At 67.9% G+C, this 25838-nt stretch carries 23 protein-coding genes and 1 pseudogene; 8 read left to right on the top strand and 16 right to left on the bottom strand.

The window, feature by feature from the left end; translation table 11 throughout:
• Positions 1–41 precede the first annotated feature (41 nt).
• Positions 42–1964, bottom strand: coding sequence for an ATP-dependent zinc metalloprotease FtsH (gene ftsH / locus IPK65_04620; GenBank protein MBK8162438.1), 1923 nt, complete (start codon positions 1962–1964; stop codon positions 42–44).
• Between the two features lie 104 nt (positions 1965–2068).
• Entirely contained in the window at positions 2069–2692 is a 624-nt protein-coding gene (locus tag IPK65_04625; protein ID MBK8162439.1) for a 23S rRNA methyltransferase, read from the bottom strand.
• 48 nt (positions 2693–2740) lie between these two features.
• Between IPK65_04625 and IPK65_04630 the strand changes: the two genes are divergently transcribed.
• Positions 2741–3034, top strand: a complete 294-nt coding sequence (locus IPK65_04630; protein ID MBK8162440.1) for a YhbY family RNA-binding protein — start codon at positions 2741–2743, stop codon at positions 3032–3034.
• A gap of 25 nt (positions 3035–3059) precedes the next feature.
• On the opposite strand, the gene greA is transcribed toward IPK65_04630, so the two are convergent.
• The 6 genes from greA to vanZ all read right to left on the bottom strand — a co-directional run bounded on the left by greA (position 3060) and on the right by vanZ (position 9559).
• Positions 3060–3536: a transcription elongation factor GreA gene (greA, locus tag IPK65_04635; protein MBK8162441.1), complete on the bottom strand. Its 477-nt coding sequence runs from the start codon at positions 3534–3536 to the stop codon at positions 3060–3062.
• On the bottom strand, positions 3478–6753 hold the full coding sequence (carB, locus tag IPK65_04640; protein ID MBK8162442.1) for a carbamoyl-phosphate synthase large subunit: 3276 nt from the start codon (positions 6751–6753) through the stop codon (positions 3478–3480). Before carB ends, greA begins: the two co-directional genes overlap by 59 nt.
• A gap of 17 nt (positions 6754–6770) precedes the next feature.
• Positions 6771–7907 (bottom strand): glutamine-hydrolyzing carbamoyl-phosphate synthase small subunit, encoded by a 1137-nt coding sequence (gene carA / locus IPK65_04645; GenBank protein MBK8162443.1) that lies wholly within the window; start codon positions 7905–7907, stop codon positions 6771–6773.
• 286 nt (positions 7908–8193) lie between these two features.
• A complete protein-coding gene (locus tag IPK65_04650) occupies positions 8194–8658 on the bottom strand; it encodes a DUF1249 domain-containing protein (GenBank protein MBK8162444.1) in 465 nt (154 codons plus the stop codon).
• A gap of 167 nt (positions 8659–8825) precedes the next feature.
• On the bottom strand, positions 8826–8966 hold the full coding sequence (locus IPK65_04655) for a hypothetical protein (GenBank protein MBK8162445.1): 141 nt from the start codon (positions 8964–8966) through the stop codon (positions 8826–8828).
• A gap of 305 nt (positions 8967–9271) precedes the next feature.
• Positions 9272–9559: a VanZ family protein gene (gene vanZ / locus IPK65_04660; protein ID MBK8162446.1), complete on the bottom strand. Its 288-nt coding sequence runs from the start codon at positions 9557–9559 to the stop codon at positions 9272–9274.
• Positions 9560–9853: 294 nt separating this feature from the next.
• Here vanZ and IPK65_04665 point away from each other — a divergent pair, with 294 nt between their 5' ends.
• Genes IPK65_04665 through IPK65_04675 form a run of 3 tightly spaced genes read left to right on the top strand, consistent with a single transcriptional unit; the run spans position 9854 to position 13270 of the window.
• Positions 9854–11332: a hypothetical protein gene (locus IPK65_04665; GenBank protein MBK8162447.1), complete on the top strand. Its 1479-nt coding sequence runs from the start codon at positions 9854–9856 to the stop codon at positions 11330–11332.
• On the top strand, positions 11329–12090 hold the full coding sequence (locus IPK65_04670; protein ID MBK8162448.1) for a glycerophosphodiester phosphodiesterase: 762 nt from the start codon (positions 11329–11331) through the stop codon (positions 12088–12090). Before IPK65_04665 ends, IPK65_04670 begins: the two co-directional genes overlap by 4 nt.
• The gene (locus tag IPK65_04675; protein MBK8162449.1) at positions 12080–13270 is read left to right on the top strand and encodes an FAD-dependent oxidoreductase; all 1191 of its coding nucleotides are present in this window, start codon (positions 12080–12082) and stop codon (positions 13268–13270) included. The genes IPK65_04670 and IPK65_04675 overlap by 11 nt, the downstream gene beginning before the upstream one ends.
• A gap of 159 nt (positions 13271–13429) precedes the next feature.
• On the opposite strand, the gene IPK65_04680 is transcribed toward IPK65_04675, so the two are convergent.
• The 4 genes and pseudogenes from IPK65_04680 to IPK65_04695 all read right to left on the bottom strand — a co-directional run bounded on the left by IPK65_04680 (position 13430) and on the right by IPK65_04695 (position 17284).
• A complete protein-coding gene (locus tag IPK65_04680) occupies positions 13430–13774 on the bottom strand; it encodes a histidine triad nucleotide-binding protein (GenBank protein MBK8162450.1) in 345 nt (114 codons plus the stop codon).
• Between the two features lie 147 nt (positions 13775–13921).
• Positions 13922–14620, bottom strand: coding sequence for a tRNA (adenosine(37)-N6)-threonylcarbamoyltransferase complex dimerization subunit type 1 TsaB (gene tsaB, locus IPK65_04685; protein ID MBK8162451.1), 699 nt, complete (start codon positions 14618–14620; stop codon positions 13922–13924).
• A gap of 149 nt (positions 14621–14769) precedes the next feature.
• Positions 14770–16762, bottom strand: a pseudogene (locus tag IPK65_04690) (ATP-dependent DNA helicase).
• Positions 16763–16777: 15 nt separating this feature from the next.
• A complete protein-coding gene (locus IPK65_04695) occupies positions 16778–17284 on the bottom strand; it encodes a hypothetical protein (protein MBK8162452.1) in 507 nt (168 codons plus the stop codon).
• Between the two features lie 186 nt (positions 17285–17470).
• On the opposite strand from IPK65_04695, the gene IPK65_04700 reads away from it, so the two are divergent.
• Positions 17471–19054, top strand: coding sequence for an AAA family ATPase (locus IPK65_04700; protein ID MBK8162453.1), 1584 nt, complete (start codon positions 17471–17473; stop codon positions 19052–19054).
• A gap of 36 nt (positions 19055–19090) precedes the next feature.
• Here the strand turns inward: IPK65_04700 and amrS are convergent, their stop codons facing one another.
• A complete protein-coding gene (gene amrS / locus IPK65_04705; GenBank protein MBK8162454.1) occupies positions 19091–20224 on the bottom strand; it encodes an AmmeMemoRadiSam system radical SAM enzyme in 1134 nt (377 codons plus the stop codon).
• Between the two features lie 245 nt (positions 20225–20469).
• Here amrS and amrB point away from each other — a divergent pair, with 245 nt between their 5' ends.
• Both amrB and amrA read left to right on the top strand, forming a co-directional pair.
• The gene (amrB, locus tag IPK65_04710) at positions 20470–21261 is read left to right on the top strand and encodes an AmmeMemoRadiSam system protein B (GenBank protein MBK8162455.1); all 792 of its coding nucleotides are present in this window, start codon (positions 20470–20472) and stop codon (positions 21259–21261) included.
• Positions 21254–21874 (top strand): AmmeMemoRadiSam system protein A, encoded by a 621-nt coding sequence (amrA, locus tag IPK65_04715; GenBank protein MBK8162456.1) that lies wholly within the window; start codon positions 21254–21256, stop codon positions 21872–21874. The genes amrB and amrA overlap by 8 nt, the downstream gene beginning before the upstream one ends.
• 45 nt (positions 21875–21919) lie before the next feature.
• Here amrA and IPK65_04720 read toward each other — a convergent pair whose 3' ends face one another.
• Entirely contained in the window at positions 21920–22840 is a 921-nt protein-coding gene (locus tag IPK65_04720; GenBank protein ID MBK8162457.1) for a pentapeptide repeat-containing protein, read from the bottom strand.
• 267 nt (positions 22841–23107) lie between these two features.
• Here IPK65_04720 and IPK65_04725 point away from each other — a divergent pair, with 267 nt between their 5' ends.
• Complete coding sequence (locus IPK65_04725; GenBank protein ID MBK8162458.1) at positions 23108–24976, top strand: EAL domain-containing protein; 1869 nt, start codon at positions 23108–23110, stop codon at positions 24974–24976.
• Between the two features lie 236 nt (positions 24977–25212).
• Here IPK65_04725 and IPK65_04730 read toward each other — a convergent pair whose 3' ends face one another.
• Positions 25213–25623 carry a DUF2802 domain-containing protein gene (locus tag IPK65_04730; GenBank protein MBK8162459.1) on the bottom strand — a complete coding sequence of 137 codons (411 nt, stop codon included), beginning with the start codon at positions 25621–25623 and terminating at the stop codon, positions 25213–25215.
• Positions 25624–25634: 11 nt separating this feature from the next.
• Positions 25635–25814 (bottom strand): hypothetical protein, encoded by a 180-nt coding sequence (locus IPK65_04735; protein ID MBK8162460.1) that lies wholly within the window; start codon positions 25812–25814, stop codon positions 25635–25637.
• Positions 25815–25838 lie beyond the last annotated feature (24 nt).

A 25838-nucleotide genomic window follows, 5' to 3' on the forward strand; every position in this document is an offset into this window, starting at 1 on the left:
TGCCGCGCTGCGCCCGCGGTGGTCGCGCCGGAAGCCGGGGATCAGTGCTGTCCCGCCGGTCCGCCGATGGTGCCGTCGGCCGCCGGCTTGTCCTTCTCGCCCGGCTTCTCGCCACCCATGCCGGAGCCGGCCTTGGGACCCTCATAGTGGCCCCAGTCGCGGGGCGGCCGCGGCTCCTTGCCCTGCATGATGTCGTCTATCTGATGGCTGTCGATGGTCTCGAACTTGATGAGCGCCTCCGCCATCGTGTGCAGCTTGTCGATGTTGTCGGTCAGGATCTTGCGCGCGCGTTCGTAGTTGCGGTCGATAAAGGCCCGGATTTCCTTGTCGATCACGTGCGCGGTCTCATCCGATACGTTCTTGTGCTGCGTCACGGAGTGGCCGAGGAACACCTCGCCCTCCTCCTCGCTGTAGGTGAGCGGCCCGAGCTTTTCGGACAGGCCCCACTTGGTCACCATGTTGCGGGCGATCTCGGTGGCGCGCTGGATGTCGTTGGAGGCTCCGGTGGTCACGGCATCCGGCCCGAACACCAGCTCCTCGGCGATGCGGCCGCCGAACATGGTCGATATCTGGCTCTCGAGGCGCTGTCTGCTGTAACTGTAGCGATCCCCCTCGGGCAGGAACATGGTCAGGCCGAGGGCGCGGCCGCGCGGAATGATGGTCACCTTGTGCACCGGATCGTGCGCCGGCACCATCCGGCCGACGATGGCATGCCCGGACTCGTGATAGGCCGTCAGGCGCTTTTCCTCGTCGCTCATCACCATGGAGCGGCGCTCGGCGCCCATCATGACCTTGTCCTTGGCCTTTTCGAAGTCGCCCATTTCGACCGTGCGCTTGTTGCCGCGGGCGGCGAACAGCGCGGCCTCGTTCACCAGGTTGGCGAGGTCGGCGCCGGAGAATCCCGGCGTACCGCGCGCGATGATCGCCGGCTCGACGTCTTCGCTGATCGGCACCTTGCGCATGTGCACCTTGAGGATCTGCTCGCGGCCGCGGATGTCCGGCAGCGGGACCACCACCTGGCGGTCGAAGCGGCCCGGGCGCAGCAGCGCCGGGTCGAGCACGTCGGGGCGGTTGGTCGCGGCGATGACGATGACGCCCTCGTTGCCTTCGAAACCGTCCATCTCCACCAGCAGCTGGTTGAGGGTCTGCTCGCGCTCGTCATGGCCGCCGCCGAGACCGGCCCCGCGGTGACGCCCGACGGCGTCGATCTCGTCGATGAAGATGATGCAGGGCGCGTGCTTCTTGGCCTGCTCGAACATGTCGCGCACACGCGCGGCGCCGACGCCGACGAACATCTCGACGAAGTCGGAACCGGAAATGGTGAAGAACGGCACCTTGGCCTCGCCGGCGATCGCCTTGGCGAGCAGGGTCTTGCCGGTGCCGGGTGAGCCGACCATCAGCACGCCGCGCGGGATCTTGCCGCCGAGCTTCTGGAACTTGCTGGGGTCGCGCAGGAACTCGACCAGCTCGACCACCTCCTCCTTGGCCTCCTCGACCCCGGCCACGTCGGCGAAGGTGATCTTGACCTGATCCTCGCCGAGCATGCGCGCGCGGCTGCGGCCGAAGGACATCGCCCCGCGCCCACCACCGCCGCCCTGCATCTGGCGCATGAAAAAGATCCACACGCCGATGAGCAGCAGCATCGGGAACCAGGAGATGAAGATCTGCATCAGGACGCTCTGCTGCTCGCGCGGCCGCGCCTGGATCAGCACCTTGTTGTCGAGCAGGTCGCCCACCAGGCCGGGATCGCCCGGGCTGTAGGTGGAGAACTTCTCGCCGGTCTGGGTCGAGCCGTGGATGGTGCGGTCGTCGATAACGACTTCCTTGATCTCGCCGTTCTCGACGCGCTGGATGAATTCCGAATAAGGAAGCTGCTGCGAGGAGACCTGCGGCGGGCTGAAGTTGTTGAACACCGAGATCAGCACGACCGCGATCACGACCCACAGGATGATATTTTTCGCCATGTCACTCAATGTCCTGCATCTCCCCGGCTAACGTTGCACTGTACCTGTATGCCCGCCTTTTCCATCTTACTTGCTTTGCCCGCATTAACCAACCATGCGGCGTGTCACTCGCGGTGGAAGTCCCGCCCCAGGACGTACACCTCGCGGGACCGCGCGCGCGAGGCCTGGGGTTTGCGATGGATCACCTTGCGAAACGACCGGCGCAGCTCCTTAATATAGGCGTCCAGACCTGATCCATGGAACAGCTTGATCAGCATATCGCCTCCCGGTTCGAGAACTTTACGCGCCACGTCCAGGGCCAGTTCCGCCAGATGGAGGGAACGCGGCTGGTCGATCGCATCCACCCCGCTGATATTGGGCGCCATGTCGGATATTACAAGGTCCACGCCGCGGCCGCCCAGTGTTTTCAACACCTTATCCATGCATTCCTCATCGTCGATGTCACCCAGGTGGAACTCCACCCCGGGCAGCGGCGGCATGTCCAGGCGGTCGAGTGCGATCACGCGCCCCTTGGCGCCGACGCGGCGCGCGGCGATCTGGGACCAGCCGCCAGGCGCCGCACCCAGGTCCAGCACCACCATGCCGGGGCGGAACAGGCGGTCGCGCTTGTCGATCTCCAGCAGCTTGTAGGCGGCGCGCGAACGGTAGCCCTCCTTTTTGGCCTGGAGCACGAAGGCGTCGCTGTGGTGTTCCTGCAGCCAGCGCCGGCTGCTGGGGGTCTTTTTCATATACAGCCCTTACGATCGCGGCGGATTGCCATTACAATGCGCCGCACCATGGAAATCAGCGCCAGACAGAGGAGCTATCTCCGCGGGCTCGCCCACGCGCGCAAGCCCGTGGTGAGCACGGGGCAGCGCGGGCTGACGCCCGCCGTCGTCAGCGAGATCGAGCTGGCGCTCGGTCATCATGAACTGGTGAAGGTCAGGCTCAACGCCCCCGACCGGGAGAACCGGCAGGCGATGACGGAGGAGATCTGCCGTGCGACCGGCTGTGCGTGGGTGCAGAGCATCGGGCATATCGCCGTCCTGTACCGTCCGGCCACAAAGCCGCAGATCGCCCTGCCGGACTGACGCCGGCCGGCCGCGGCCTCCCGTCTCAGACGTAGCGGACGGCCACAATCTCGTATTTCTTCACGCCGCCCGGCGCATGGACCGTGGCGAGGTCGCCTTCCTCCTTGCCGATCAGTGCGCGGGCAATGGGGGAGCTGAGCGAGATGCGCCCTTCCTTGATATCCGCCTCGTCGTTGCCGACGATCTGGTAGGTCGCCTCCTCGCCCGAGGCCTCGTCGATCAGGTCGACGGTCGCGCCGAACACGATCTTGCCGCCGGCGTTGAGCCTGAGGACATCGATGATCTCCGCGTTGCCGAGCTTTTCCTCCAGCTCGGATATGCGTCCCTCGATGAAGGACTGCTGTTCCTTGGCGGCGTGGTACTCGGCGTTCTCGCGCAGGTCGCCGTGGGCGCGCGCCTCGGCGATGGCCTGGATCACGCGCGGGCGCTTGACGGTCTTGAGTTCATGCAGTTCCAGGCGCAGGCGTTCGGCGCCCTGAACCGTCATCGGTACCTTGTTCATACGAATTCCGCTCCGTCAGCTGCTGCAAGGCGTTTACCGTGAAATCACCCGACTGCCTGAGCGCCATGCTGGTCGCGCGCGCCCCGGCGATGGTGGTGGTGTAGGTGACTTTGTGATGCAGCGCCGCCCGCCTAATCTCGTAAGAGTCCGCGATCGCCTGCTTGCCTTCCGTGGTGTTGATGATCAGACTGATCTCGTCGTTCTTGATCATGTCGACGATGTGGGGACGTCCCTCGCCGACCTTCATCACTTTAGCACAGGGCACCCCCGCGGTTTCAAGGGTTTTCGCCGTACCGCCCGTCGCCAGCAGTTCGAATCCCTGCGCCACCAGCTCGCGCGCCACCTCGACGGCGCGCGCCTTGTCCGCGTCGCGCACGCTGATGAAGGCGCGCCCGCCCGTCGGCAGATCGATACCGGCCGCCACCTGCGACTTGGCGAAGGCCTCAGCAAAGCTGCGTCCGATGCCCATCACCTCGCCGGTGGACTTCATCTCGGGCCCCAGGATCGGATCCACGCCCTGGAACTTGGCGAACGGAAACACCGCCTCCTTGACCGAATAGAACGACGGTATGATCTCGCGTGTGACGCCCTGGCTGCGCAGGCTCGCGCCGGCCATGCAGCGCGCGCCCACCTTCGCGAGCGAGACACCGCAGGCCTTGGAGACGAAGGGGATGGTGCGCGAGGCGCGCGGATTGACCTCCAGCACGTAGATGTCGGTCCCCTTGATGGCGAACTGGATATTCATCAGGCCGACCACGCCCAGGTTGCGCGCGAGCACTTCAGCCTGGCGCCGCATCTCGTCCTGCAGGCTGCGCGGCAGGCTGAACGGCGGCAGGCAGCAGGCGGAGTCGCCCGAGTGCACGCCGGCCTGCTCGATGTGCTCCATGATGCCGCCGATCACCACGTCGGTGCCGTCGCTCACCGCATCGACATCGACTTCGATGGCATCGTCGAGGAAGCGGTCGAGCAGCACCGGAGACTCGTTCGACACCGACACCGCGGTGCGCATGTAGCGCGCCAGGTCCTCCTCGTTGTAGACGATCTCCATCGCGCGGCCGCCGAGCACGTAGGACGGACGCACCACCAGCGGATAACCGATCTCGGCCGCCGCAACCAGCGCCGCCTCGACGGTGCGCGCGGTGCGGTTGGGCGGCTGGCGCAGGCCGAGGCGCTCGATCAGCTGCTGGAAGCGCTCGCGGTCCTCGGCGAGGTCGATCGCGTCGGGCGAGGTGCCGATGATGGGCGCGCCGGCCGCCTCCAGCGCGCGCGCCAGCTTGAGCGGCGTCTGTCCGCCGTACTGGACGATGATGCCCCACGGCTTCTCGACCTCGATGATCTCCAGCACGTCTTCCAGCGTCAGCGGCTCGAAGTACAGGCGGTCGGAGGTGTCGTAGTCGGTCGAGACCGTCTCCGGGTTGCAGTTGACCATGATGGTCTCGTAGCCGTCCTCGCGCAGGGCGAGTGCGGCGTGCACGCAGCAGTAGTCGAACTCGATGCCCTGGCCGATGCGGTTGGGCCCGCCGCCGAGCACCATGATCTTCCTGCGCCCGGTCGGCGCGGCTTCGCATTCCTCGTCGTAGGACGAATAGAGGTAGGCCGTCGAGGTGGCGAACTCCGCCGCGCAGGTATCCACGCGCTTGTACACCGGGCGCACGCCGAGGCGGTGGCGCTGCGCGCGCAGTTCGTCCTCGCCCACGCCGAGCAGGCGCGCCAGGCGGCGGTCGGAAAAGCCCTTGCGCTTGAGCGCGCGCAGGGCGGCGGCATCGAGCGCGGCCGGCGCGCGTCCGCGCACGCCCGCCTCGAGATCGACCAGTTCCTTGAGCTGCACCAGGAACCAGGGATCGATGCGGGAGAGTTCATGCACGCGCTCGATCGCCATGCCGCTGCGGAAGGCGTCGGCGACGTAGCGGATGCGGTCCGGCCCCGGCGTGCGCAGCTGGTGCACGATGACCGCCTCGACGTCCGCCGCGGCGGGGTCGATGATCTCGTCGAGCCCGTCGATGCCGGTCTCCAGTCCGCGCAGCGCCTTCTGCAGCGATTCCTGGAAATTGCGCCCCATCGCCATGACCTCGCCCACCGACTTCATCTGCGTGGTGAGCACGGGCTTGGCCTGCGGGAACTTCTCGAAGGCGAAGCGCGGCACCTTGGTCACCACGTAGTCGATCGACGGCTCGAACGAGGCCGGGCTCGCCCCGCCGGTGATCTCGTTGCGCAGCTCGTCCAGCGTGTAACCGACGGCGAGCTTGGCCGCCACCTTGGCGATCGGGAAGCCGGTCGCCTTGGAGGCCAGCGCGGAGGAGCGCGACACGCGCGGGTTCATCTCGATCACCAGGCAGCGGCCGTCCTCCGGGCTGATGGCGAACTGCACGTTCGAGCCGCCGGTGTCGACGCCGATCTTGCGCAGCACCGCGATGGAGGCGTTGCGCAGCAGCTGGTATTCCTTGTCGGTCAGCGTCTGCGCCGGCGCGACCGTGATGGAGTCCCCGGTGTGCACGCCCATCGGGTCGAGGTTCTCGATCGAGCAGACGATGATGCAGTTGTCATGGCGGTCGCGCACGACCTCCATCTCGAATTCCTTCCAGCCGAGCACGGACTCCTCGATCAGCAGCTCGCGGGTCGGCGAGAGATCGAAGCCGCGCTCGCAGATCTCGACGAATTCCTCGCGGTTGTAGGCGATGCCGCCGCCGCTGCCGCCCATCGTGAACGACGGCCGGATGATGGTGGGATAGCCGATCGGCGCCTGCACCTGCAGCGCCTCCTCCATGCTGTGGGCGACGGCGGCGCGCGGGCAGGCGAGCCCGATCTCGGCCATCGCCTTGCGGAACAGGTCGCGGTCCTCCGCGGTGTCGATGGCGTCGCGCGAGGCACCGATCATCTCCACGCCGAAACGCTCGAGCACGCCCTCCCGCACCAGGTCGAGCGAACAGTTCAGCGCGGTCTGGCCGCCCATGGTGGGCAGCAGCGCGTCCGGGCGCTCCTTCTCGATGATCTTGGCCACGGTCTGCCACTTGATCGGCTCGATGTAGGTGGCGTCGGCCATGCCGGGATCGGTCATGATGGTCGCCGGGTTGGAGTTGACCAGGATGACGCGGTAACCCTCCTCCCGCAGCGCCTTGCACGCCTGCGCGCCGGAGTAGTCGAACTCGCACGCCTGCCCGATCACGATCGGCCCGGCACCTATGATCAGAACGCTTTTTATGTCGGTACGTTTCGGCATGTGCTTTCAGTTGCGCTTTATCGGCCGTGCTGCTGCATCAGCGCGATGAAATGGTCGAACAGCGGCGCCGCATCGTGCGGGCCGGGGCTCGCCTCGGGGTGGCCCTGGAATCCGAACGCCGGGCGGTCGGTGCAGTGGATGCCCTGGTTGGAGCCGTCGAACAGCGAACGGTGCGTGACGCGCAGGGTCGGGGGCAGCGTCGCCTCGTCGACCGCGAAGCCGTGGTTCTGGCTGGTGATCATCACGCGTTTGCTGTCGAGGTCCAGCACCGGGTGGTTCGCGCCGTGGTGGCCGAACTTCATCTTGATCGTGCGCGCCCCGCTCGCCAGCCCGAGCAGCTGGTGCCCGAGACAGATGCCGAACAGCGGAATGCGCCGCTGCAGCAGCACGCGGATCGCCTCGACGGCATAGCCGCAGGCCGCGGGATCACCGGGGCCGTTGGACAGGAATACGCCGTGCGGCTTCAGTGCCAGCACCTCCTCCACCGGGGTCTGCGCCGGGACCACGGTCACGCGGCAGCCGCGATCGACCAGCAGGCACAGGATGTTGCGCTTGACACCATAATCGTAGGCCACCACGTGGTAGGGCTGCGCGCGACCGGCGGTGGAAGCGGCGGCGGGCTCCAGCGTCCAGCTGCCCTGCGCCCATTCGTAGCGGATCTCGGTCGATACCACGCGCGCGAGGTCCATGCCGTTCAGGCCCGGAAAGGCGCGCGCGGCCTCGACGGCGGCGTGCTCGTCGACATGCTCGCCGGCCATGATGCAGCCGCTCTGCGCCCCGCTCTCGCGCAGGATCCGGGTCAGGCGCCGGGTATCGATGTCGGCTATGGCGACCACTTCGTGGCGGCGCAGGTAGTCTTCCAGCCGCTCGCGCGCGCGCCAGCTGCTCGCGATGGGCGAGGGCTCGCGCACGACCATGCCGCTCGCGTAGACGCGGGTCGATTCCTCGTCGTCGGGATTGGTGCCGGTATTGCCGATGTGGGGATAGGTGAAGGTGATGATCTGGCGGCTGTATGACGGGTCGGTCAGGATCTCCTGATACCCCGTCATGGCGGTGTTGAACACCACCTCACCGACCGTCTGTCCCGAGACACCGATAGATACACCCCGAAACAGATTACCGTCCGCAAGCGCTAACAGGGCCGGTTGATGCAAAGCAGAACCCCTCCTTACAGATACGCAAAACGGGAGAAGCGGCCTCACCCCTCCCGTTTTCAAATAACCGGAATTGAACCAGATTTCAAAGCGTAGCGATTCTAACCCAGGACGCTTTCGCGTGTCCACGCGCACGCGCGGTGCTGCGCGCGCCAGCGTCGCTCGGGTTTCGGGGAAAAACCATGGACGCCGGAGAGTTAAAGGGCACTCCTGAAGCCGCCTGTCAGATCAAGGTCCCGACAGAGGATCAATCGGATGGGGACAGACTTAAGTCTGTCCCCTGCCTTTATGTTTCATCAGGGAACGGACTCAGCCCTGCGCCGGCGGCGGCCACCGGCAGCGGATCGCTGCAGCGGCAGAAGCGTAGCCACTCGCCCAGGAACAGGTTGACCTGGCGCTTTTCGAACATCCCGTGCATGTCCCTGTTGGGATAGGCATAGACCGCCGCGAAGCGGGACCGCCCCTGATACCCGATCACCTCGGCGACGCGCGCGTCGTGGCACATGCGCACCTTCAGCGCCAGATCGGGCACCCGCTGCGCGTCGGGCATCAGCGAATGGGTGAACGCGAGCAGCGCAGTATACTTGCAGCATTCCACCACGCTCATGCGGATGCGGGGCAGATCGCTCAGGATGAAGGTGGCGGGATACTGCATCGAACGCAGGCCGGGAACCAGCTGCGCAAGGCTTCGATAATTGCCTTCGTAAATCGGCATCAGGCTCTGCAGCCCGTGCGCCGTCCGTATCGTCATCGCCGTGGTGGACTTCTCTCTGCCTGCTTCGGATCGGGCGCAGGATCTCGCCCGTATGACACGGCAAATTATACCACCGGGTTACGACATTTGGGTCAGCGCGATCCTCGCGCACGACGCGGCCATGCTATTGCTTGACAGCGGCAATGAACAGGAGTAGCGGAAGGCTACTCGGAATTCCCGTTCGCCACTCTCTCCCGTTCTTCCCGTTCACGTTCCTTGCGGATGCGCCGGTCCCCGAGGGCGATGAAGACGAGCACGCCCACCAGCAGCGAGATCACGACGAGCTTGATAATGATGGATTCCATGAGACACCCCAATGATACGGCGCGGCGCCGCGCACGGCAGTTGATCGCTGCGGCGAGTATAAATTGTACGAGGGAGGATTTGAAATCCGTTTCGGGTTGTTAATGTACGGGGACAGATTTTGGCTTGAATTATGACCAGGGACAGATTTTCAATCTGTCCCTGCGGCTGGATGGGGACGGACGGGCATGAACAGGGACAGATTAAAAATCTGTCCCTGCAGCTGGGCGGGGACGGACAGACATGAACAGGGACAGATTTTCAATCTGTCCCTGTATCTGGATGGGGACGGACTGAAGTCCGTCCCCTAACGCCACCTGTTCCGCAGCACCGGCACCCGCTTCAGGAGCGGGACGGCGGCGACGTACAGCAGCAGGCCGACGGCATCGGCCACCATGTCGAGCAGCGAGAACTCGCGCCAGGGCAGGAAATACTGTGCGCACTCGATGGCCACGCCGTACGCCATCAGGAGGCTGAACTTGCCCGGGCCGAACTCGCTGCGCGGCTGGGCGAAATCGAGCAGCAGGGCGAGGACGTAGAACGCGAAGGCGTGATGCACCTTGTCCGACACCTGCTGCAGGCCCGTCTCCGGCATCTGCACCAATGACAGGTATGCCACTGCCGCGAACACGAGCACGAACAGACCGCGAAAGATTCTGATGTAATATGCCTCCATTCCTGTCCCGACCCCGCCATCGATCAGCCCCGCCTGCACTGCCGGTCGCCGAGCAGTATACACCGCCGCCCGCACCGCCTTGCCGCGCCCGGAAAAAAATCCGGATGCGGCCGGCAGGGTGCTGCAGTAAGATGGGTGCGATGTCTATCCGGCGCGCATCCCCATCATCTCCGGGCGTCCCAACGGCACGCCCGCACCGCACCGCCCGCTGCCATGCCTCATCCCCGCAGATCCGCCCCGGACGCGCTGTATCTCTGCATTGACCAGGGCGGCCACGCGAGCCGCGCGCTGGTCTTCGACAGCCGCGGCAACACGGTCGCCGCGGCGCACCGCGAGGCGCGGCTGCGGATCCATGCCGACGGCCGCATGGAATACGACGCGGTGGAGCTGCTCGACTCGGTCTCCGCCGCGGTCGATGCCGCGCTCGCGGACCTCGGCAGTGCGCGCCGCCGCCTGTGTGCAGCGGGCCTCGCGACGCAGCGTTCGAACGTGGTGTGCTGGGACCGCGAGACAGGCGCGGCGCTCTCCCCGGTGATCAGCTGGCAGGACCGGCGCGCGGCACGCACGGTGGAACGGCTGCGCGACCGCGCGGCCATGGCGCACCGCATCACCGGACTTCTGCTGTCGGCGCATTACGGCGCGGGCAAGCTGCGCTGGTGCCTGGAACATATACCTGCGGTGGCGGCCGCGCTCGGCGCGGGCCGGCTGGCGTGGGGACCTATGGCGAGCTACCTGCTGTTCCACCTGGCGCGCGAGCGCCCGCTGTACGCGGACCCGGTCAACGCGGCGCGCACCCTGCTGTGGGATATCGCGCACGCCGACTGGTCCGAGGCGATGCTCGGGCTGTTTGAGCTGCCGCGCGCGCCGCTGCCGGAGCCCGCGCCAAACCGGCACGCCTTCGGCACCCTCGACCGGGACGATGCCCCGGTCCCGCTGCTCGTCGTCACCGGCGACCAGAACGCCGCCCTCTGCGCCGACGGCCCGCCCGCCGCCGACACCCTCTACATCACCCTCGGCACCGGCGCCTTCGTGCTGCGTCCGACCGGCGCGGAACGCCCGGCCTCGCACCGGCTGCTGCACGGCGTCATATTCGCGGACCGCGATGCGACCACCTACGCACTCGAAGGGACCGTTAATGGCGCCGGCAGCGCCCTGGACTGGCTGGCTGCGCAGCATCCCGCCTCTGGCATCGTCAACGCCCTGCACCGCTGGCTTGACGCGGGCGGGGACATGCAGCCGCCGCTGTTCCTCAACGGTGTATCGGGGCTGGGCACACCGTTCATGCAGCCGCACTTCGAGAGCCGCTTCATCGGCGCAGGCGGGACGGCCGCCCGGGCCGTCGCCGTCGCGGAGAGCATCGCCTTCCTGCTGCAGATGAACATCGAGGAGATCGGCCGCCTGACCCCGCCCGCCGCGCGCATCGAGATCGGCGGCGGCCTGTCGCGTTATGACGGGCTGTGCCGGCGCATCGCCTCCCTCAGCGGCCTGCCCGTACGGCGCGGCGGGCGCGTCGAGACGACCGCGCGCGGCCTCGCCTTTCTGCTGCATGCAGCCACCCGGGATCACGGCGACGCATCCGCCTGGGGAGATGCCGCGCCGGAGGCGTACACCTTTCCACTGCATGACGATGCCGCCTTATACGAACGTTATCTGCGCTGGCGCACCGCCCTGCGCGAGGCGCTCAAGACATGAACGCGCGCCTGCCGACCCTCGTCGCACACCGCGGTTACGCCGGACGCTATCCCGAGAACACGCTGCCGGCGGTCGCGGCCGCGCTGCGCGCCGGGGTATCCTGTGTGGAGATCGACGTGCAGCTCACCGCCGACGGCGTGCCGGTGCTGTTCCACGATGCCGACCTGTCGCGCACCACCGGCGCCGCCGGGCGCATCACCGGGACCGCGTTTTCCGCCTTGCAGGGCTTGCGCGCCGGCGAGACCGCGCGCCTGGGTCCGCGTTTCCGCGCTACGATGATCCCGACGCTGGCGGAGTTCGCGGAACTGCTGCGCGCCTGGCCCGCGGCGCGGGCCTTCGTCGAGCTCAAGCGCGAAAGCCTGGACGCCTTCGGCATCGATGCCGTCATCGCGCGCGTGCTCGACGTCCTCGCGCCCTGCCTCGATCGCTGCATCCTGATCTCCTTCGACGAACATGCGCTGAGGCGCGCGCGCGCCGCCGGCGCGCCGCGCATCGGCTGGGTGGTGGGCGCCTGGGACGATGTGCAACGGAACATCGCCGAGGCGCTCGCCCCCGACTTCCTGTTCTGCAACCACACCAGGCTCCCGGACCACCCGACGCCGCTGTGGCCGGGTCCGTGGCAATGGGCCTTCTACGAGGTCACCGATCCCGCGCTCGCGCTGGACCTCGCGCGGCGCGGCGCGGCCCTGGTCGAGACCATGGCGCTCGACGCCTTCACGGGACCGCCGTGGTCGCTCACGATCGCCGATGAGCCCTGACCATTATGATGTCGTCGTGATCGGCGCCGGCATCCACGGCGCCGGCGTGGCGCAGGCCGCCGCCGCGCGCGGCCAGTCCGTGCTGGTGCTGGAACAGGCGGACGTCGCGAGCGGCACCTCCAGCCGCTCGAGCAAGCTGATCCATGGCGGGCTGCGCTATCTCGAGTCCGGCCAGTTCGCCCTCGTGCGCGAATGCCTGCGCGAGCGCGCGCTGCTGCTCAGGCTTGCGCCCGATCTCGTCCGGCTGCAGCCGTTCCACCTCCCCGTATACGCCGACACACGCAGGCGGCCGGCGCAGTTGCGCATCGGTCTCGCGCTCTACGCCGCGCTCGGCGGGTTCAGTGCCGCGAACCGCTTCCGCAGCCTGCCTCGCCGCGAGTGGTCAAACCTCGATGGCCTGGAGACGCGCGGCCTGCAGCAGGTGTTCCGGTACTGGGATGCGCAGACCGACGACCGCCTGCTCACCCGCGCGGTGATGGCCTCGGCGCAGTCGCTGGGCGCGCGGCTCATCCTGCCCGCCACCTTCACCGGCGCCGGGTTATCGGACCGAGGATGCGCGATCACGTACACCCATGCCGGCGGCGAACACAACTGCGAGGCCCGCGTGCTGATCAATGCCGCCGGCCCCTGGGTCAACGCGGTGCTGGAGAAGATCCGTCCGCGCATGGAGCCGCGCGCGATCGAGCTCGTGCAGGGCGCACACCTCCTCATCGACGGCGCGCTGCGCCGCGGCATCTACTACATGGAGGCCCCGCGCGACGGCCGCGCCGTGTTCGCCATGCCCTGGCAGGGCGGGCTGCTGCTCGGCACCACCGAGACACCCTACGCCGGCGATCCCTCCGCCGTCGCGCCGCTTGCACAGGAACAGGATTATCTGCTGGAAACCCTCGCACACTACTTCCCGCGCTATCGATCCGCGCCGGCGCGCGTGCTCGACGCCTTCGCCGGCCTGCGTGTCCTGCCCCGCGACGGCGCCGCCTTCAGACGCCCGCGCGACACGGTGCTGCATACCGACCGCGCGGACCGGCCGCGCGTGCTGACGATCTACGGGGGGAAGCTCACCGCCTACCGGGCGACGGCGGAGAAGATCATGCAGCAGCTGGCTCCGGCCCTGACGGTGCGCAAGGTGATCGCTTCGACCCGAGGACTGCGATTATCCGGCGGCTTCTTCCCGGGCTAGTGTGACCGCACAGGATCCGAGAACCGCCATCACGATTCCGTCTTTCCCGCGCAGGCGGGGATGCGGTCACTGTGACATCAACGCGCGTCCGGATGCCCGCCTGCACGGGCATGACGAATGAATCCGGCTGATTTCCAGCAGCGTCCGTCCGGTCGCGCATCACCCCGGCGGCCAGCTCAGCGGCCGGCCGCCGAGCACGTGCAGGTGGATGTGGAACACGGCCTGGCCGGCGTCGCGGCCGCAGTTCATGACGGTGCGGTAGCCGGATTCGGTCAGGCCTTCGAGCCGCGCCACTTCCTGCGCGGCGAGGTAGAGTTCGCCGACCAGCGCAGCGTGATCCGGGCGCAGGTCATTGATGGTGGCGATGTGTTCCTTCGGGATGACCAGCACGTGGGTCGGCGCCTGCGGGTTGATGTCGCGGAAGGCGAGCACGCGATCGTCCTCGTAGACCTTGTTCGGCTGGATCTCGCCCCGGATCATCTTGCAGAACAGGCAGTTGTTCATCGTTGCTCACCTTTTTGTTAACTGACGACGGGGTGGGGACGGACTGAAGTCCGCCCCCGATCAGACAGGTATGATCCCCCATCGGGTCGCGGCGCGGCAAGCCCGCGGGGACGGCCAAACGCGCAGGGGACGCGCCCGGGCGCGGGATTATTCCGCCGGGCCGGGTTTCCGCCTGGGCTGGGCGACGTTATCGCGCAGGTAGACGGGCAGGGCCTGCTCGGGCGGCAGGCCGCCGCCCTCCTTATATATGGGCGCCGCCAGCAGGGCGATGTCGCGGGCGCGGGGATAACGCCCGGCGTCCCAGCCGGCGAGGCGCGGACCGAGGCGCAGGCGCATGACCTCGCCGTAGGCGTCCCAGGCATCGCCGACGCCGAACCAGCCGGCGCCCGCGGGCAGTTCGGCATCCATCGGCGCGCAGACCCGCTCCGCACCGTGCAGCGCCAGCGCGCCGCCGTCCTCCTGCTCGTATACGCCCCAGTAGATCTCGTGCATGCGCGCATCCATGGCGGCGAGTATGCGCGTGCCCTTGCCGTCGCGCACGGCGCCGTGCGCGAGCGCGGCGAGCGTGGAGACCGGCACCACCGGGATATCGAGCCCGAAGGCGATGCCCTGCGCCACGCCCGCGGCGATGCGCAGGCCGGTGAACGCGCCGGGGCCGCGCCCGAAGGCGATGACCTCGAGTTGTTCCCGCGACCAGCCGGCCTCGGCGAGCAGCGTGTCGAGCATCGGCAGCAGCAGCCCGGCATGTTCGCGCGGGGCGATCTCGAAGCGTTCGTGCAGGTCGTTTCCATCGAACAGCGCGGCGGAACAGGCGATGGTCGAGGTATCGATGGCGAGCAGTTTCATGAAGACGAGGGTACGATGGAGCGCGAAATTATTATTGTTTCCGGACCTGAAGCATTTCCAGCCACGAATCCGGCGTGGCTTGTCAAACAGATTACTGGATTTGCGACAGCGCGGAAATGATCTGAAAGAATTATTTCCGGGTTAACCCGTCAGGCAGGCGCGCTGAAGGCGCCGGCCGCCGCTTCCCGCCCCGGCTGGTCCGTGTAGAACCGCTCCACATCCCCCGGTTCCCGGGTGCGGCGCATGGGCGGCAGATTGTTCAGGAAGGTGCGCCCATAGGATTTCGTGAGCAGGCGCGGGTCGCACAGCATCAGCACGCCGCGGTCGTCGACGTCGCGGATCAGCCGGCCTACGCCCTGCTTCAGGGCGATCACCGCCGCCGGCAGCTGGTAATCGCGGAAGGGATTGCCGCCGCGCGCCTTCATCAGGGCGGCGCGCGCCTGGAACACCGGGTCGTCCGGCGGGGCGAAGGGCAGCTTGTCGATGATCACGCAGGACAGCGCCGGACCGCGCACGTCTACGCCCTCCCAGAAGCTGCCGGTGCCGAGCAGCACGCCGTTGCCGGCGCGGCGGAAGCGCTCGAGCAGTTCATTGTGCGGCAGCGTGCCCTGCACGAATACCGGGTAGTCGAAGCCATCCATCCGCGCGAACAGCCGCGCCGCCTCCTGCAGCGCCTGGTGACTGGTGAACAGGATGAAGGCGCGCCCGCCGCTCGCCGAGAGCACCGGTCGCGCGGCCTCGACCACGGCCGCGGTGTAGCGCGGCGTGCCGGGCTCGGGCAGCTCGCGCGGCAGGTACAGCAGGGCGTTGGCGGCGTAATCGAACGGGCTGTCCCAGCGCGCGGTGCGCGCGTCGTCGATGCCGAGGCGCGCGCTGAAATGGCTGAAATCCTCGCCGACCGCGAGTGTCGCCGAGGTGAATACCCAGGCGCTGCGGTACTGGTCGATGCTGGCGCGGAAGGTGGCGGCGAAATCCATCGGGGTGACGTGCAGGGTGAACGAGCGTGCGCCGGTCTCGAACCAGGTGATGCTCTCGGCCTGCCCCGCCTCCTCCTCCGCGTCCGCGCCGCCGGCGAACAGGCGCAGGCGCGAACCCAGGACCTGCGCGCGGCGCCAGCAGTTCTCCAGCTCCTTGTCGCGCCCGGCCGCCGCCTCGAGCTGTTCTGAGCAGCGCGAGCACGCCGTCCTGCAGGCGATGCAGGGCGGCGTCGAGCGACGGCGGGACGGACGCCGCCGGCCACGCCGCCTGGCGCTGGCCCTCGCCGAGCGCCAGGCGGAACGCCTCGACGCACTGCTCGAGCGCGCGCGCGCCGGCCTCCAGTTGCGGCATGTCGGCGCTCAGCGCGTACAGGGCGCGCTGCGAATCGCGCGCCAGTTCGCCGAGCTGGCGCCCGCCGAGCGCGGTGCCGAAGAAGCGCGAGGCAAGCTCGGGCAGCTGGTGCGCCTCATCGATGATGAAGGACTGCGCCTGCGGCAGCAGCTCGCCGAATCCCTCCTGGCGCAGCAGGATGTCGGAGAACATCAGATGATGGTTGATCACCACCACGTCGGCCTCCTGCGCCGCACGGCGCGCCTTGACCACGTGGCAGTCCGCGTACGCCGGGCAGTCCTGGCCGAGGCAGTTCTCGGCGCTCGACGTGACCTGATGCCAGAACGGATCGTTGCCCGGGATCTCGGCGACCTCGCTGATCTCGCCGCTCCGCGTGCGCCCGGACCAGGCGCGCACCTGCTGCAGGCGCACCGCCGCGCGCGGGACCGCGGCCTCGCGCGACTGGCCGGCCAGATCGAGGCGGTACAGGCACAGATAGTTGGAGCGTCCCTTCAGCAGGGCGACTTGCAGCGGGCTCGCGAGCGCCCGCTTCACCACCGGGATGTCGCGCTGGAACAACTGGTCCTGCAGCGCCTTGGTGCCGGTCGAGATGATGACCTTGCCGCCGCGCTGGAACACCGGCGCCAGGTAGGCGAAGGTCTTGCCGGTGCCGGTGCCGGCCTCGGCGACCAGCAGGCCGCCGGCATCGAGGGTCTCGGCCACGGCCACGGCCATGGCCTGCTGCTGCGCACGCGGTGCGAAGTTGGGGATTCCGCGCGCCAGCGGTCCGTCGCGGCCGAGCAGCTCAGCGGGGCCCGGCAGGAAATCCGGCATGGCGCGCGGGACGGATCAGGCGCCGGCCTGATTGTCCCACACCTCGCCGTCCACCGTCCCGCTCCCGCGCTCCCAGACGAGGCGGCCGAGGTTCTTGAAGCGGGCCACGGACATCGCGCCGCGCTTGCTGCGCCGGCTTTCGGAACGGCCCAGGTCTTCCAGGATGCCCGCGCGCTCCGCCTCGTAGATCTCGAAAGGCTCGAAATTCTCGTCCATCAGCACCAGCACGACGCTGTCCCATTCCTGCTCGACCTTGAGCTGGCCGATGCGGTGACCGCCCTTGCCTTCGTCGAAGATGGCGCGCCCCTTGATCTGGATGCGCTTGCCGGAGCGCGTGCCGCGCCCGACGGCGTCGTAGCCGTTCACCGGCGGCTGGCAGAGCTCAAGGTCGAGCAGGCGCGCGGCGTCGTGCTGGCAGATCTCGGCGCTCACCCCGGAGAGGGGCCGCCCGGTGGTGCGCCGATAGGCCGCGGCGATACGGCGGGCCTCGGCGATGAGTTTGTCGACGGAATAAAATTCCACGGCAGTCCGGTCAGGTATTTATTGGGGCGATTCTAGCATTAAGGATGCGGCATGTCGTGCGGAGGCTATAATGCCGGAATGATCGGGGACAGACTTCAAGTCTGTCCCCGAAACGGCGGCACAAACCGAGCACGGGGACAGATTGTATAATCTGTCCCCGTCGAGATCGCGACGAGCCCACGCGACATGAACGCGCAGGATCCCTCACTGATACAGGCGCTGCAGGACCCGGCGCTCTACGATCACCCGGTCGCGGGCTTCCGCGTCATCGAGACGCATATCTCGTGGGTCCTGCTCACGGGCCCGTACGCCTACAAGATCAAAAAGGCCGTCAATCTCGGCTTCCTCGACTTCTCCACGCTGGAGCAACGATGCTTCTACTGCGAGGAGGAACTGCGCCTGAACCGGCGCCTGGCGCCCGCGCTCTATCGCGCGGTGCTGCCAATCACCGGGACCGCCCAGCATCCCCGCCCGGGCGGCGCCGGCGCGCCGATCGAATACGCCGTGCAGATGGTGCAGTTCGACCCCGCCGCCCAGTTCGACCGCCTGCTCGCCGCCGGCCGTCTGACGCCGGAGCAACTCGCGGGGTTCGCCGCCGGCCTCGCCCGCTTTCATGCCGGGATCGCGCGCGCGCAGGCGGACGACGCCTACGGCTCGCCGGCGGCGGTGGCCGCGCCGGTGGAGGAGAATTTCGCGCAGATCCGCCTGCCGCCATCCCTTGCCGCGGAGAGCGGGATGCTGCGGGAACTGCACGACTGGAGCACGCGCATCCACACGCATCTGCGACCGCTGCTGGAGCGGCGCAAGGCCGGGGGCTTCATCCGCGAATGCCACGGCGACCTCCACCTCGGCAACATCACGCTCTATCAGGGCGAGCCGCTTGCGTTCGACTGCCTCGAGTTCAACGACCGCCTGCGCTGGATCGACGTCATGAGCGAGATCGCCTTCCTTGTCATGGACCTGGACCAGCACGGGCGCAGCGACCTCGGCCTGCGCTTCCTGAACGAATACCTGCACCACAGCGGCGATTATGCAGGCCTCGCGCTGCTGCGCTATTACCAGGTCTATCGCGCCCTGGTGCGCGCCAAGGTCGAGAGCATCCGGCTGGGCCAGACCGGCGCGGCGGAGACCGCCGCCTGGGACGGCCTGCGCGCCTACATCAGGCTGGCGCGGGACTATACCCGTCCACGGCCGCGTGCGCTGGTCATCACCCGCGGCCTGTCCGGCTCGGGCAAGACCGTGCACAGCGCCGCCCTGCTCGCGCCTTGCGGCATGATCCGCGTCCGCTCCGACGTCGAGCGCAAACGCCTGTTCGGCTACGCGCCCGAGGCGCGCACGCGCTCCGGACTCGACGCCGGCCTCTACAGCCGCGACGCCGGCGCGCGCACCTATGAACACCTCGCCGGACTCGCATCGGCGATCATCGAGGCCGGCTTCACGGCGCTGGTGGATGCGACCTTCCTCAAACAGGCGCAGCGCGAACAGTTCCGCACGCTCGCCGCGCGACTGCGGGTCCCGTTCATGATCCTCGATTTCCAGGCGAGCGAGGCGAGCCTGAGGAAACGCGTCAGTGCACGCGAGCAGGCGGGCCGCGACGCCTCGGAGGCCACGCTTGCAGTGCTGGAACGGCAACTGGAAAACCAGGAGGCGCTGACGGCGGACGAACGCGACGCCGCCATCGGGATCGATACCGGCGGGCCGGTCGACGCCGCGGTGATCGCCGCGGAGATCAACCGGCGCATCGCTCAACACATCGGGGACGGATTTTAAATCCGTCCCCGTGACCGCCGGTGCATGGGGACAGACTTAAGTCTGTCCCCGCTCTTCACTAATGGCGTAATCCTTCAGCCGCACCGGCAGCCGCCGCGCGCCCCAGGCGCCGGGCTTCGGCTCGAACACCCCGGCGCACGGCGTCCCGCAGCTACGGCAACGGCCGCGCGCATCCAGGTTCCATTCCCCCAGAACATACCAGTCGCGCTGGATCAGCAGCCCACCGCAGTGATGGCAGAAGGTGCTGCCGCCCGCGGCGTCGTGCACATTGCCGGTATAGGCGTGGCGCACGCCGTTGGCGCGGGCGATCTCGCGCGCACGCGTCAGCGTGGCCGGCGGGGTCGGCGGCGTGTCCGTCATCTTCCAGTCCGGATGGAAGGCCGTGAAATGCATCGGCACGTCCGGCCCGAGGTGCTCCACCACCCAGCGCGTCATGGCGTCGATCTCGGCGGCGGAGTCATTTTCCCCCGGGATCAGCAGCGTGGTCAGCTCGAACCACACCTGCGTCTGATGCCTGAGATAGACCAGCGTATCCAGCACCGCAGCGAGCTGCGAACCGGTGACGTGTTTGTAGAAACGCTCGGTGAAGGCCTTGAGATCGACGTTGGCCGCGTCCATGTGGCGGTAGAACTCGGCGCGCGGCCCGGGGCAGACGTAGCCGGCGGTGACCGCCACGGTCCTGATGCCCTGCTCGCGGCAGGCCTGCGCGACGTCGATGGCGTATTCGTGGAAGATCACCGGGTCGTTGTAGGTGAAGGCCACGCTGCGGCAGCCGAGTTCGCGCGCCGCGCGGGCGATGGTCTCCGGCGCTGCGGCATCGGCCAGGGTATCGAATTCGCGCGACTTGCTGATGTCCCAGTTCTGGCAGAACTTGCAGGCCAAGTTGCAGCCGGCGGTGCCGAAGGAAAGCACCGGCGTGCCGGGCAGGAAGTGGTTGAGCGGCTTCTTCTCGATCGGGTCGATGCAGTAGCCGCTGGAGCGGCCATAGGTCGTCAATACGACGCGTCCGTCCTGGCAGGCGCGCACGAAGCACAGTCCGCGCTGCCCCTCGTGCAGCTTGCAGTAGCGCGGGCACAGGTCGCACTGCACGCGGCCGTCGGCCAGCGCGTGCCAGTAGCGCGTCGGCACGGTGGCCGCGCTCTCGAGCTCAACACCGGCGGATGCAGTCATGGCGCAATCTCCCCCCGCTGCCCTCGACTATACGCATGATTCAGCTTCATGGCGCTGGAAATGGGGGCGGCGGTCACATAGTGCAAGTCCGCGCTTGCCTGCCGGACTTCCCGGGCACATCATCGGGAGGTATACGGACGGATTTATCTTCAGCAAGGACAATCCCATAACGCCGGGGTGCTGTAAATAAACAAATTCGTCCCCATTGTTGCTGGCATCCAGCCTCTTCACGGAGGGAGACAACGATGCATACCGCCAGAATCCCGGCCGTCGCCGGCATGTTCTACCCTGCGGACGCGCGCGAGCTGCGCGCCCAGGTCCGCGCACTGCTCGCCGCGGCGGAACCCGCGGCGGGATCCGTACCCAAGGCCGTCATCGCGCCGCACGCCGGCTACGTCTACTCCGGCCCGGTCGCGGCGAGCCTCTACGCGCGGCTGATCCCGGCGCGCGGGCGCATCCGGCGCGTCGTGCTGCTCGGCCCTGCCCATCGCATTGCCTTCGACGGCCTGGCGCTCAGCAGCGCAACGGCCTTCGCCACGCCGCTGGGCGAGATCCCGCTTGACACCGCCGCGGCTGCGCAACTGCTGACACTGCCGCAGGTCCGCATCCTGGACGAGGCGCACCGCATGGAGCACAGCCTGGAGGTGCAACTGCCCTTCCTGCAGGAAGTGCTCGGCGATTTCACGCTGATACCGCTGGTGGTCGGCGATGCCGCGCCCGAAGAGGTAAGCGAGGTGATCGAGGCGCTATGGGGCGGCGACGAGACGCTGGTCGTGATCAGCAGCGACCTCAGCCATTACCGCGACTACGCCACGGCGCAGCGGCTCGACGCCGCCACCTCGCGCGCGATCGAGGCGCTGCAGCCGCAGGACATCCGCTACGACGACGCCTGCGGCCGCAACCCGGTTAACGGCCTGCTGCTGTGTGCGCAGCGGCACGGTCTGCACGCCCGCGTACTCGACCTGCGCAACTCCGGCGACACCGCCGGCACGCGCGACCGCGTGGTGGGCTACGGCGCCTTCGCCTTCGATGGATAGCCGGCCGCACGAGGCGGACACCGCGGCCGGCGCGCCCGTACGGCTGCTGTCCATCGCCGCCGCCGCGATCGCGCACGGGCTCGCGCACGGCGAACCCCCGGCGCTGCGTCTCGCCGAGTACCCGCCCGAGCTGCGCCGGCCCGGCGCGAGCTTCGTCACGCTGACATGCGGGGACGAATTGCGCGGCTGCATCGGCACCCTCGAACCGTTTCGCGCACTGGCGCACGACCTGGTCATGAACGCCTACGCGGCCGCCTTCCTCGATCCGCGCTTCCCGCCGCTCGCCGGCGCCGAGGCGGCGCTGCTGACCGTGGAGGTGGCGGTGCTGAATCCGCTTGAGGTCCTCGTCTGCGGCAGCGAAACCGAGCTGATCGGGCGGCTGCGCCCGCACACCGACGGGGTGGTGCTGGAGGAAGGGACGCGCCACCGTGCGACCTTCCTGCCCAAGGTGTGGGAGGCGCTGCCGGAGCCGGAGGATTTCCTGCGCGAGCTGCGGCGCAAGGCCGGCCTGGCGCCGGGATACTGGTCGGACACGCTGCGCTTTGCGCGCTATACCACCGGCGTGATCCGGAGCGGATACCTGGATGCGCTCGCACGCGGCGCCGGGGCATGACCGCCACGCGTGAATCGCAGGGCGTGCATCCGAAGGACCTTCCGATTAATTGCGTGCGGTCTGGCAGCGGCCGACCGAGCCCGGCGCGCAGATGTTGCCGTCGATCCAGATGGCGTTGTCCAGGGTCGCGGCGACCAGGTTCGCGCCGGTGAGGTCGGCGCCGAGCAGATCGGCGTAGGAGAGATCGGCGCCCGCGAGGTCCGCGCCGCCGAGATCGGCCCCGCGCAGGCTGGCGCCCACGAGCACCGCGCCGCCCAGGCGGGCGTCGCGCAGACGCGCCACCGCCAGCTCGCTGTAGGAAAGATCGGCCCGTTCCAGCACTGCACCGCTGAGATCGGCGCGGGTGAGGCGCATGTTCTTCATTTGCGCAGCGGTAAGGTCGGCGCGCGCGAGCCCGCGTCCGTCGAATGCGCAGTTGCTCCATTCCACGCCGGGCGCGGGCGGCTGCGCGCAGTCCAGCCCCGTGCTGTCGACCTTCGTCGCAGGCCGGTAAATCACCACCAGCATGCCGAGGAATGCCAGCACGCCGACCGCGATCAGCGCCGACACCAGGCGGTGGCGCCTGTTCTGCGCGATATGCTCACCGAGGCGGTCGGGACGCGCGGTGCGCGGGCGCCGGGCGGCGGAGGCCGCCTGCTTGCGCCGGTCCTCCGCACCCCGCTGGTCGGCGTCGATCGCGGCCTCGTCGCGCCGCCGGTTCCGGCCGCGCTCATCCTCCCAGCGCTTCGCCGCCTGCAGGCGCTGGCTCAGCGCGGGGTCGTCGGCGTCGGACTGCACGATCTCCGGAATCATCTCCGGAACCTGGCTCAGCGGCACCCAGACCTTCCCGTCCGTGCTGACCTCGTCCGACAGCAGCACCCGGCCGAGGATGACATAGCGCATGATCTGGCCGGCAGGAAAGGGGCCCTGCACGGCCTCGCCGCGCCGGGTAAACCAGAGCTGGTGCTGCGTCTTATCCGGCCGCATGACCGCCACCCGACAACCCGGGAAACGCTGCTGCGCCCGTCAGCGTCCTACAGGTCCAACGGCGCGCTGGCGCCGGACCACCGCCCGCCGCCGCGACCCCTGGACACCCGAAAAAAACCTTTATGTTCAACATGAAATTAATATACAGTATGCTACGCAACGACCCGGACATCGCGAGATGCCGGAATGCCAGGCAATTCAATATGCACGACAGATGCCAGAATCGATATCGGCATGGCATGAAAGGGATTTGAAACAACCGTCAGTATGAGCTCCGCGCACAATTCCAGCCGCGATACCCGGGCGGCGACGGCAACCGCCGCCGACCACCCGCCAGCCCTGAACGAACAGCAGGACATCAATTCCCGTCTTGACGAACTGCGCGCCATGGGCATCCTGGTGGCCGCGGCCGCGGACGGCGACGCCACGCCGATCGGGGTCATGCTGGCGAAGAACGGCTTCACCCGCGTCGTCACCGCCACGGACGGCGACACGGTCCTGCAGGCGCTGCGCGGGAGCCTGGACTTCGGCTCCCGCCCCATCGATCTCCTGCTGCTCGACGTCGCCACGACGCAGTTCGACGGCCATGAGCTGTGCCGCGCGATCCGCCGCCAGCCGGCCTGGATCGACATGCCGATCATCCTCATCCGGCAGCGCACCGCCTGGCAGGAGGACATGCTGCCGGGCAGCTTCGCCGCCGGCGCCACCGACATCCTGTTCCGGCCGGTGCAGCGCGCCGAGCTGATCCCGCGCGTGATCTCCGCCCTGCTGCTGAAGAAGGAGCGCGATATCCGCCGCCAGCACGAGAGCGAACTCGAGACCGAGCTCGCCGAGCGCAAGGTGATGGAGGCGCGGCTGCAGTATCTGGTCTCGCACGACGACCTCACCGGCCTGTTCAACCGCCGCCGGCTCGAGCTCGCGCTGGAGGATGCTATCGCGAGCGCACGCGCGAACTCAAACACCGCCGCCCTGCTCTACGTCGACCTCGACCAGTTCAAGGTCATCAACGACCTGGAGGGCCACGCGGTCGGCGACCGGCTCCTGATGAGCATCGCCAACATCCTGCGCAAGCAGCTGCGCGCGCACGACATCCTCGCCCGCATCAGCTCCGACGAGTATGCCGTGCTGATCGAGGACACCGGCGAGGCCGAGGCGCTGGCGCGGGCGGAGACCCTGCGCACGGCCATCGACGAGTACCGCTTCCGCACCGAGGACCGCAACTATCACGTGTGCGCGAGCATCGGTGTGACGTTGATCCTGCCGCACGAGGACATCAACGCGAGCGAGGCCTTGGCGCGTTCCAGCCAGGCCTGCTTCGAGGCGAAGACGCACGGGCGCAACCTGGTGCACCTGTTCAACAAGGATGACGTCGAGACGAACATCCTGCGCAACGCGGCCGACTGGGTGCCGCGCATCCGCGAGGCGCTCGCGCACGACCGGTTCTGCATGTTCTTCCAGCCGGTGATCGAGCTGCCCGGCGGACGCGTGGTCGGCTATGAGGCGCTGATACGCATGCGCGAGGCCGATGGCTCGCTGGTCACGCCGGACCGCTTCATACCGGTCGCCGAGCGCATGGGCCTGATCCACGACATCGACCTGTGGGTCGTGCAGTACGCGATCGACGTGCTTGCGCGCCTGCCGCGCGAGCAGTCGCACCTGACCCTCAACGTCAACCTGTCGATCCACGCCTTCCAGGACCACGCCCTGCTGCCGCTGGTGCGCGACAAGCTCGCGCGCAGCGGGGTGGCGGCGGAACGCATCACCTTCGAGATCACCGAAACGGCGGCGGTGGCGAGCTATGACCAGACGCGCAACATGATCAACCAGCTGCGCGAGCTGGGCTGCCGCTTCGCGCTGGACGACTTCGGCACCGGCTTCAGCTCCTTCAACTACCTGAAGCAGTTCCCGGTGGATTACCTGAAGATCGACGGCAGCTTCATCCGCAACCTGCTCAATGATCCGGTCGACCAGCGCCTCGTCAAGTCGATGATCGAGGTCGGGCGCACGCTGGGGAAGGTGGTGGTGGCGGAGTTCGTCGAGAATGCCGAGATCCTCGCCCTGCTCGGCGAGTACGGCGTCAACCGCGCGCAGGGCAACTTCATCGGGGAACCGATGCCGGAGATCCCGCCGGGCTGAACCAAAGGACCGAGGGCTTGGGACTCAGGACTGAGTAAAACCCGGCATACCAAGCTGCTGCGGGCTGGGCTGAGCAACGCGCAGCCCAGCACATTCAGCCCGAATCTGCGGACTTTTTTATCTTTAACCTGCCCTGAACAGCTTCTGTAGCCCGGATACAGCGCAGCGGCATCCGGGAATGCTTTATTCATTACCCCGGTTTCCGGCGCTCCGCGCCTGCATCCGGGCTACGAGTCTCAGACCGCGGCGTGCCGGCGATCCTGCGCCCCGCCATGCAGGCGCATCAGCAGCTCGGCCTCGGTACGGATAAGATTGCACTGCGCCATGATCTCTTCGACGCCGGAGCCGTTGCGCACGAGTTTGACCGCGCGGTCGTACTCGCGGTGCATCGAGTCGTGCGCCTCCAGGTTGTCCTGGCGTTCGCCCAGCCGCATGACCTGCTGATCCAGCCGGCTCAGGTGCGCACCCACGCCGGAGGCGCCTGCGCACAGCGCACTCAACTCGTTCTGCAGCGCCGCGGATTCCGCGCGCAGCGCCCGGTAGGCGCGGCGCAGACGGATCACGCTCGCCGCCTGCAGCAGCACCAGCACCAGCACGGCGGCGGCGACGGTGGCCGCCACGATCTGTCCGGTCATATCAAGATTCATCGAAGCTCACCTCAGGCATATTCATCGACCTGTCCACCGCGGGAGTCATCCTTGTTTTCCCCGTCTTCGTCCCGCGGAGGCGTCTTTTCCCTGCGCGGCGGCCGGGGCTGACCGGAATCCGGCCCGATACGGTCAACCGGGCGCCTGCCCCAGGTCGGCAGCGTCGGTTTTATGTCCCCGATATCCGGCATTCCGTCGACCTCCATTGGCCGTCC

This window comes from Gammaproteobacteria bacterium, from assembly GCA_016712635.1.
Lineage (GTDB): Bacteria > Pseudomonadota > Gammaproteobacteria > SZUA-140 > SZUA-140 > JADJWH01.

Bases quoted from the DNA above. Each gene is read 5' to 3' on its own strand.
- greA (MBK8162441.1), bottom strand. From the start codon at position 3,536: ATGAACAAGGTACCGATGACGGTTCAGGGCGCCGAACGCCTGCGCCTG.
- IPK65_04700 (MBK8162453.1), top strand. From the start codon at position 17,471: ATGAACGCGCAGGATCCCTCACTGATACAGGCGCTGCAGGACCCGGCG.
- IPK65_04625 (MBK8162439.1), bottom strand. From the start codon at position 2,692: ATGAAAAAGACCCCCAGCAGCCGGCGCTGGCTGCAGGAACACCACAGC.
- IPK65_04735 (MBK8162460.1), bottom strand. From the start codon at position 25,814: ATGCCGGATATCGGGGACATAAAACCGACGCTGCCGACCTGGGGCAGG.
- IPK65_04725 (MBK8162458.1), top strand. From the start codon at position 23,108: ATGAGCTCCGCGCACAATTCCAGCCGCGATACCCGGGCGGCGACGGCA.
- amrA (MBK8162456.1), top strand. From the start codon at position 21,254: ATGGATAGCCGGCCGCACGAGGCGGACACCGCGGCCGGCGCGCCCGTA.
- IPK65_04730 (MBK8162459.1), bottom strand. From the start codon at position 25,623: ATGAATCTTGATATGACCGGACAGATCGTGGCGGCCACCGTCGCCGCC.
- tsaB (MBK8162451.1), bottom strand. From the start codon at position 14,620: ATGAAACTGCTCGCCATCGATACCTCGACCATCGCCTGTTCCGCCGCG.
- IPK65_04630 (MBK8162440.1), top strand. From the start codon at position 2,741: ATGGAAATCAGCGCCAGACAGAGGAGCTATCTCCGCGGGCTCGCCCAC.
- carB (MBK8162442.1), bottom strand. From the start codon at position 6,753: ATGCCGAAACGTACCGACATAAAAAGCGTTCTGATCATAGGTGCCGGG.
- IPK65_04665 (MBK8162447.1), top strand. From the start codon at position 9,854: ATGCCTCATCCCCGCAGATCCGCCCCGGACGCGCTGTATCTCTGCATT.
- amrS (MBK8162454.1), bottom strand. From the start codon at position 20,224: ATGACTGCATCCGCCGGTGTTGAGCTCGAGAGCGCGGCCACCGTGCCG.
- IPK65_04680 (MBK8162450.1), bottom strand. From the start codon at position 13,774: ATGAACAACTGCCTGTTCTGCAAGATGATCCGGGGCGAGATCCAGCCG.
- IPK65_04655 (MBK8162445.1), bottom strand. From the start codon at position 8,966: ATGGAATCCATCATTATCAAGCTCGTCGTGATCTCGCTGCTGGTGGGC.
- IPK65_04720 (MBK8162457.1), bottom strand. From the start codon at position 22,840: ATGCGGCCGGATAAGACGCAGCACCAGCTCTGGTTTACCCGGCGCGGC.
- IPK65_04670 (MBK8162448.1), top strand. From the start codon at position 11,329: ATGAACGCGCGCCTGCCGACCCTCGTCGCACACCGCGGTTACGCCGGA.
- ftsH (MBK8162438.1), bottom strand. From the start codon at position 1,964: ATGGCGAAAAATATCATCCTGTGGGTCGTGATCGCGGTCGTGCTGATC.
- IPK65_04650 (MBK8162444.1), bottom strand. From the start codon at position 8,658: ATGACGATACGGACGGCGCACGGGCTGCAGAGCCTGATGCCGATTTAC.
- IPK65_04675 (MBK8162449.1), top strand. From the start codon at position 12,080: ATGAGCCCTGACCATTATGATGTCGTCGTGATCGGCGCCGGCATCCAC.
- vanZ (MBK8162446.1), bottom strand. From the start codon at position 9,559: ATGCCGGAGACGGGCCTGCAGCAGGTGTCGGACAAGGTGCATCACGCC.
- amrB (MBK8162455.1), top strand. From the start codon at position 20,470: ATGCATACCGCCAGAATCCCGGCCGTCGCCGGCATGTTCTACCCTGCG.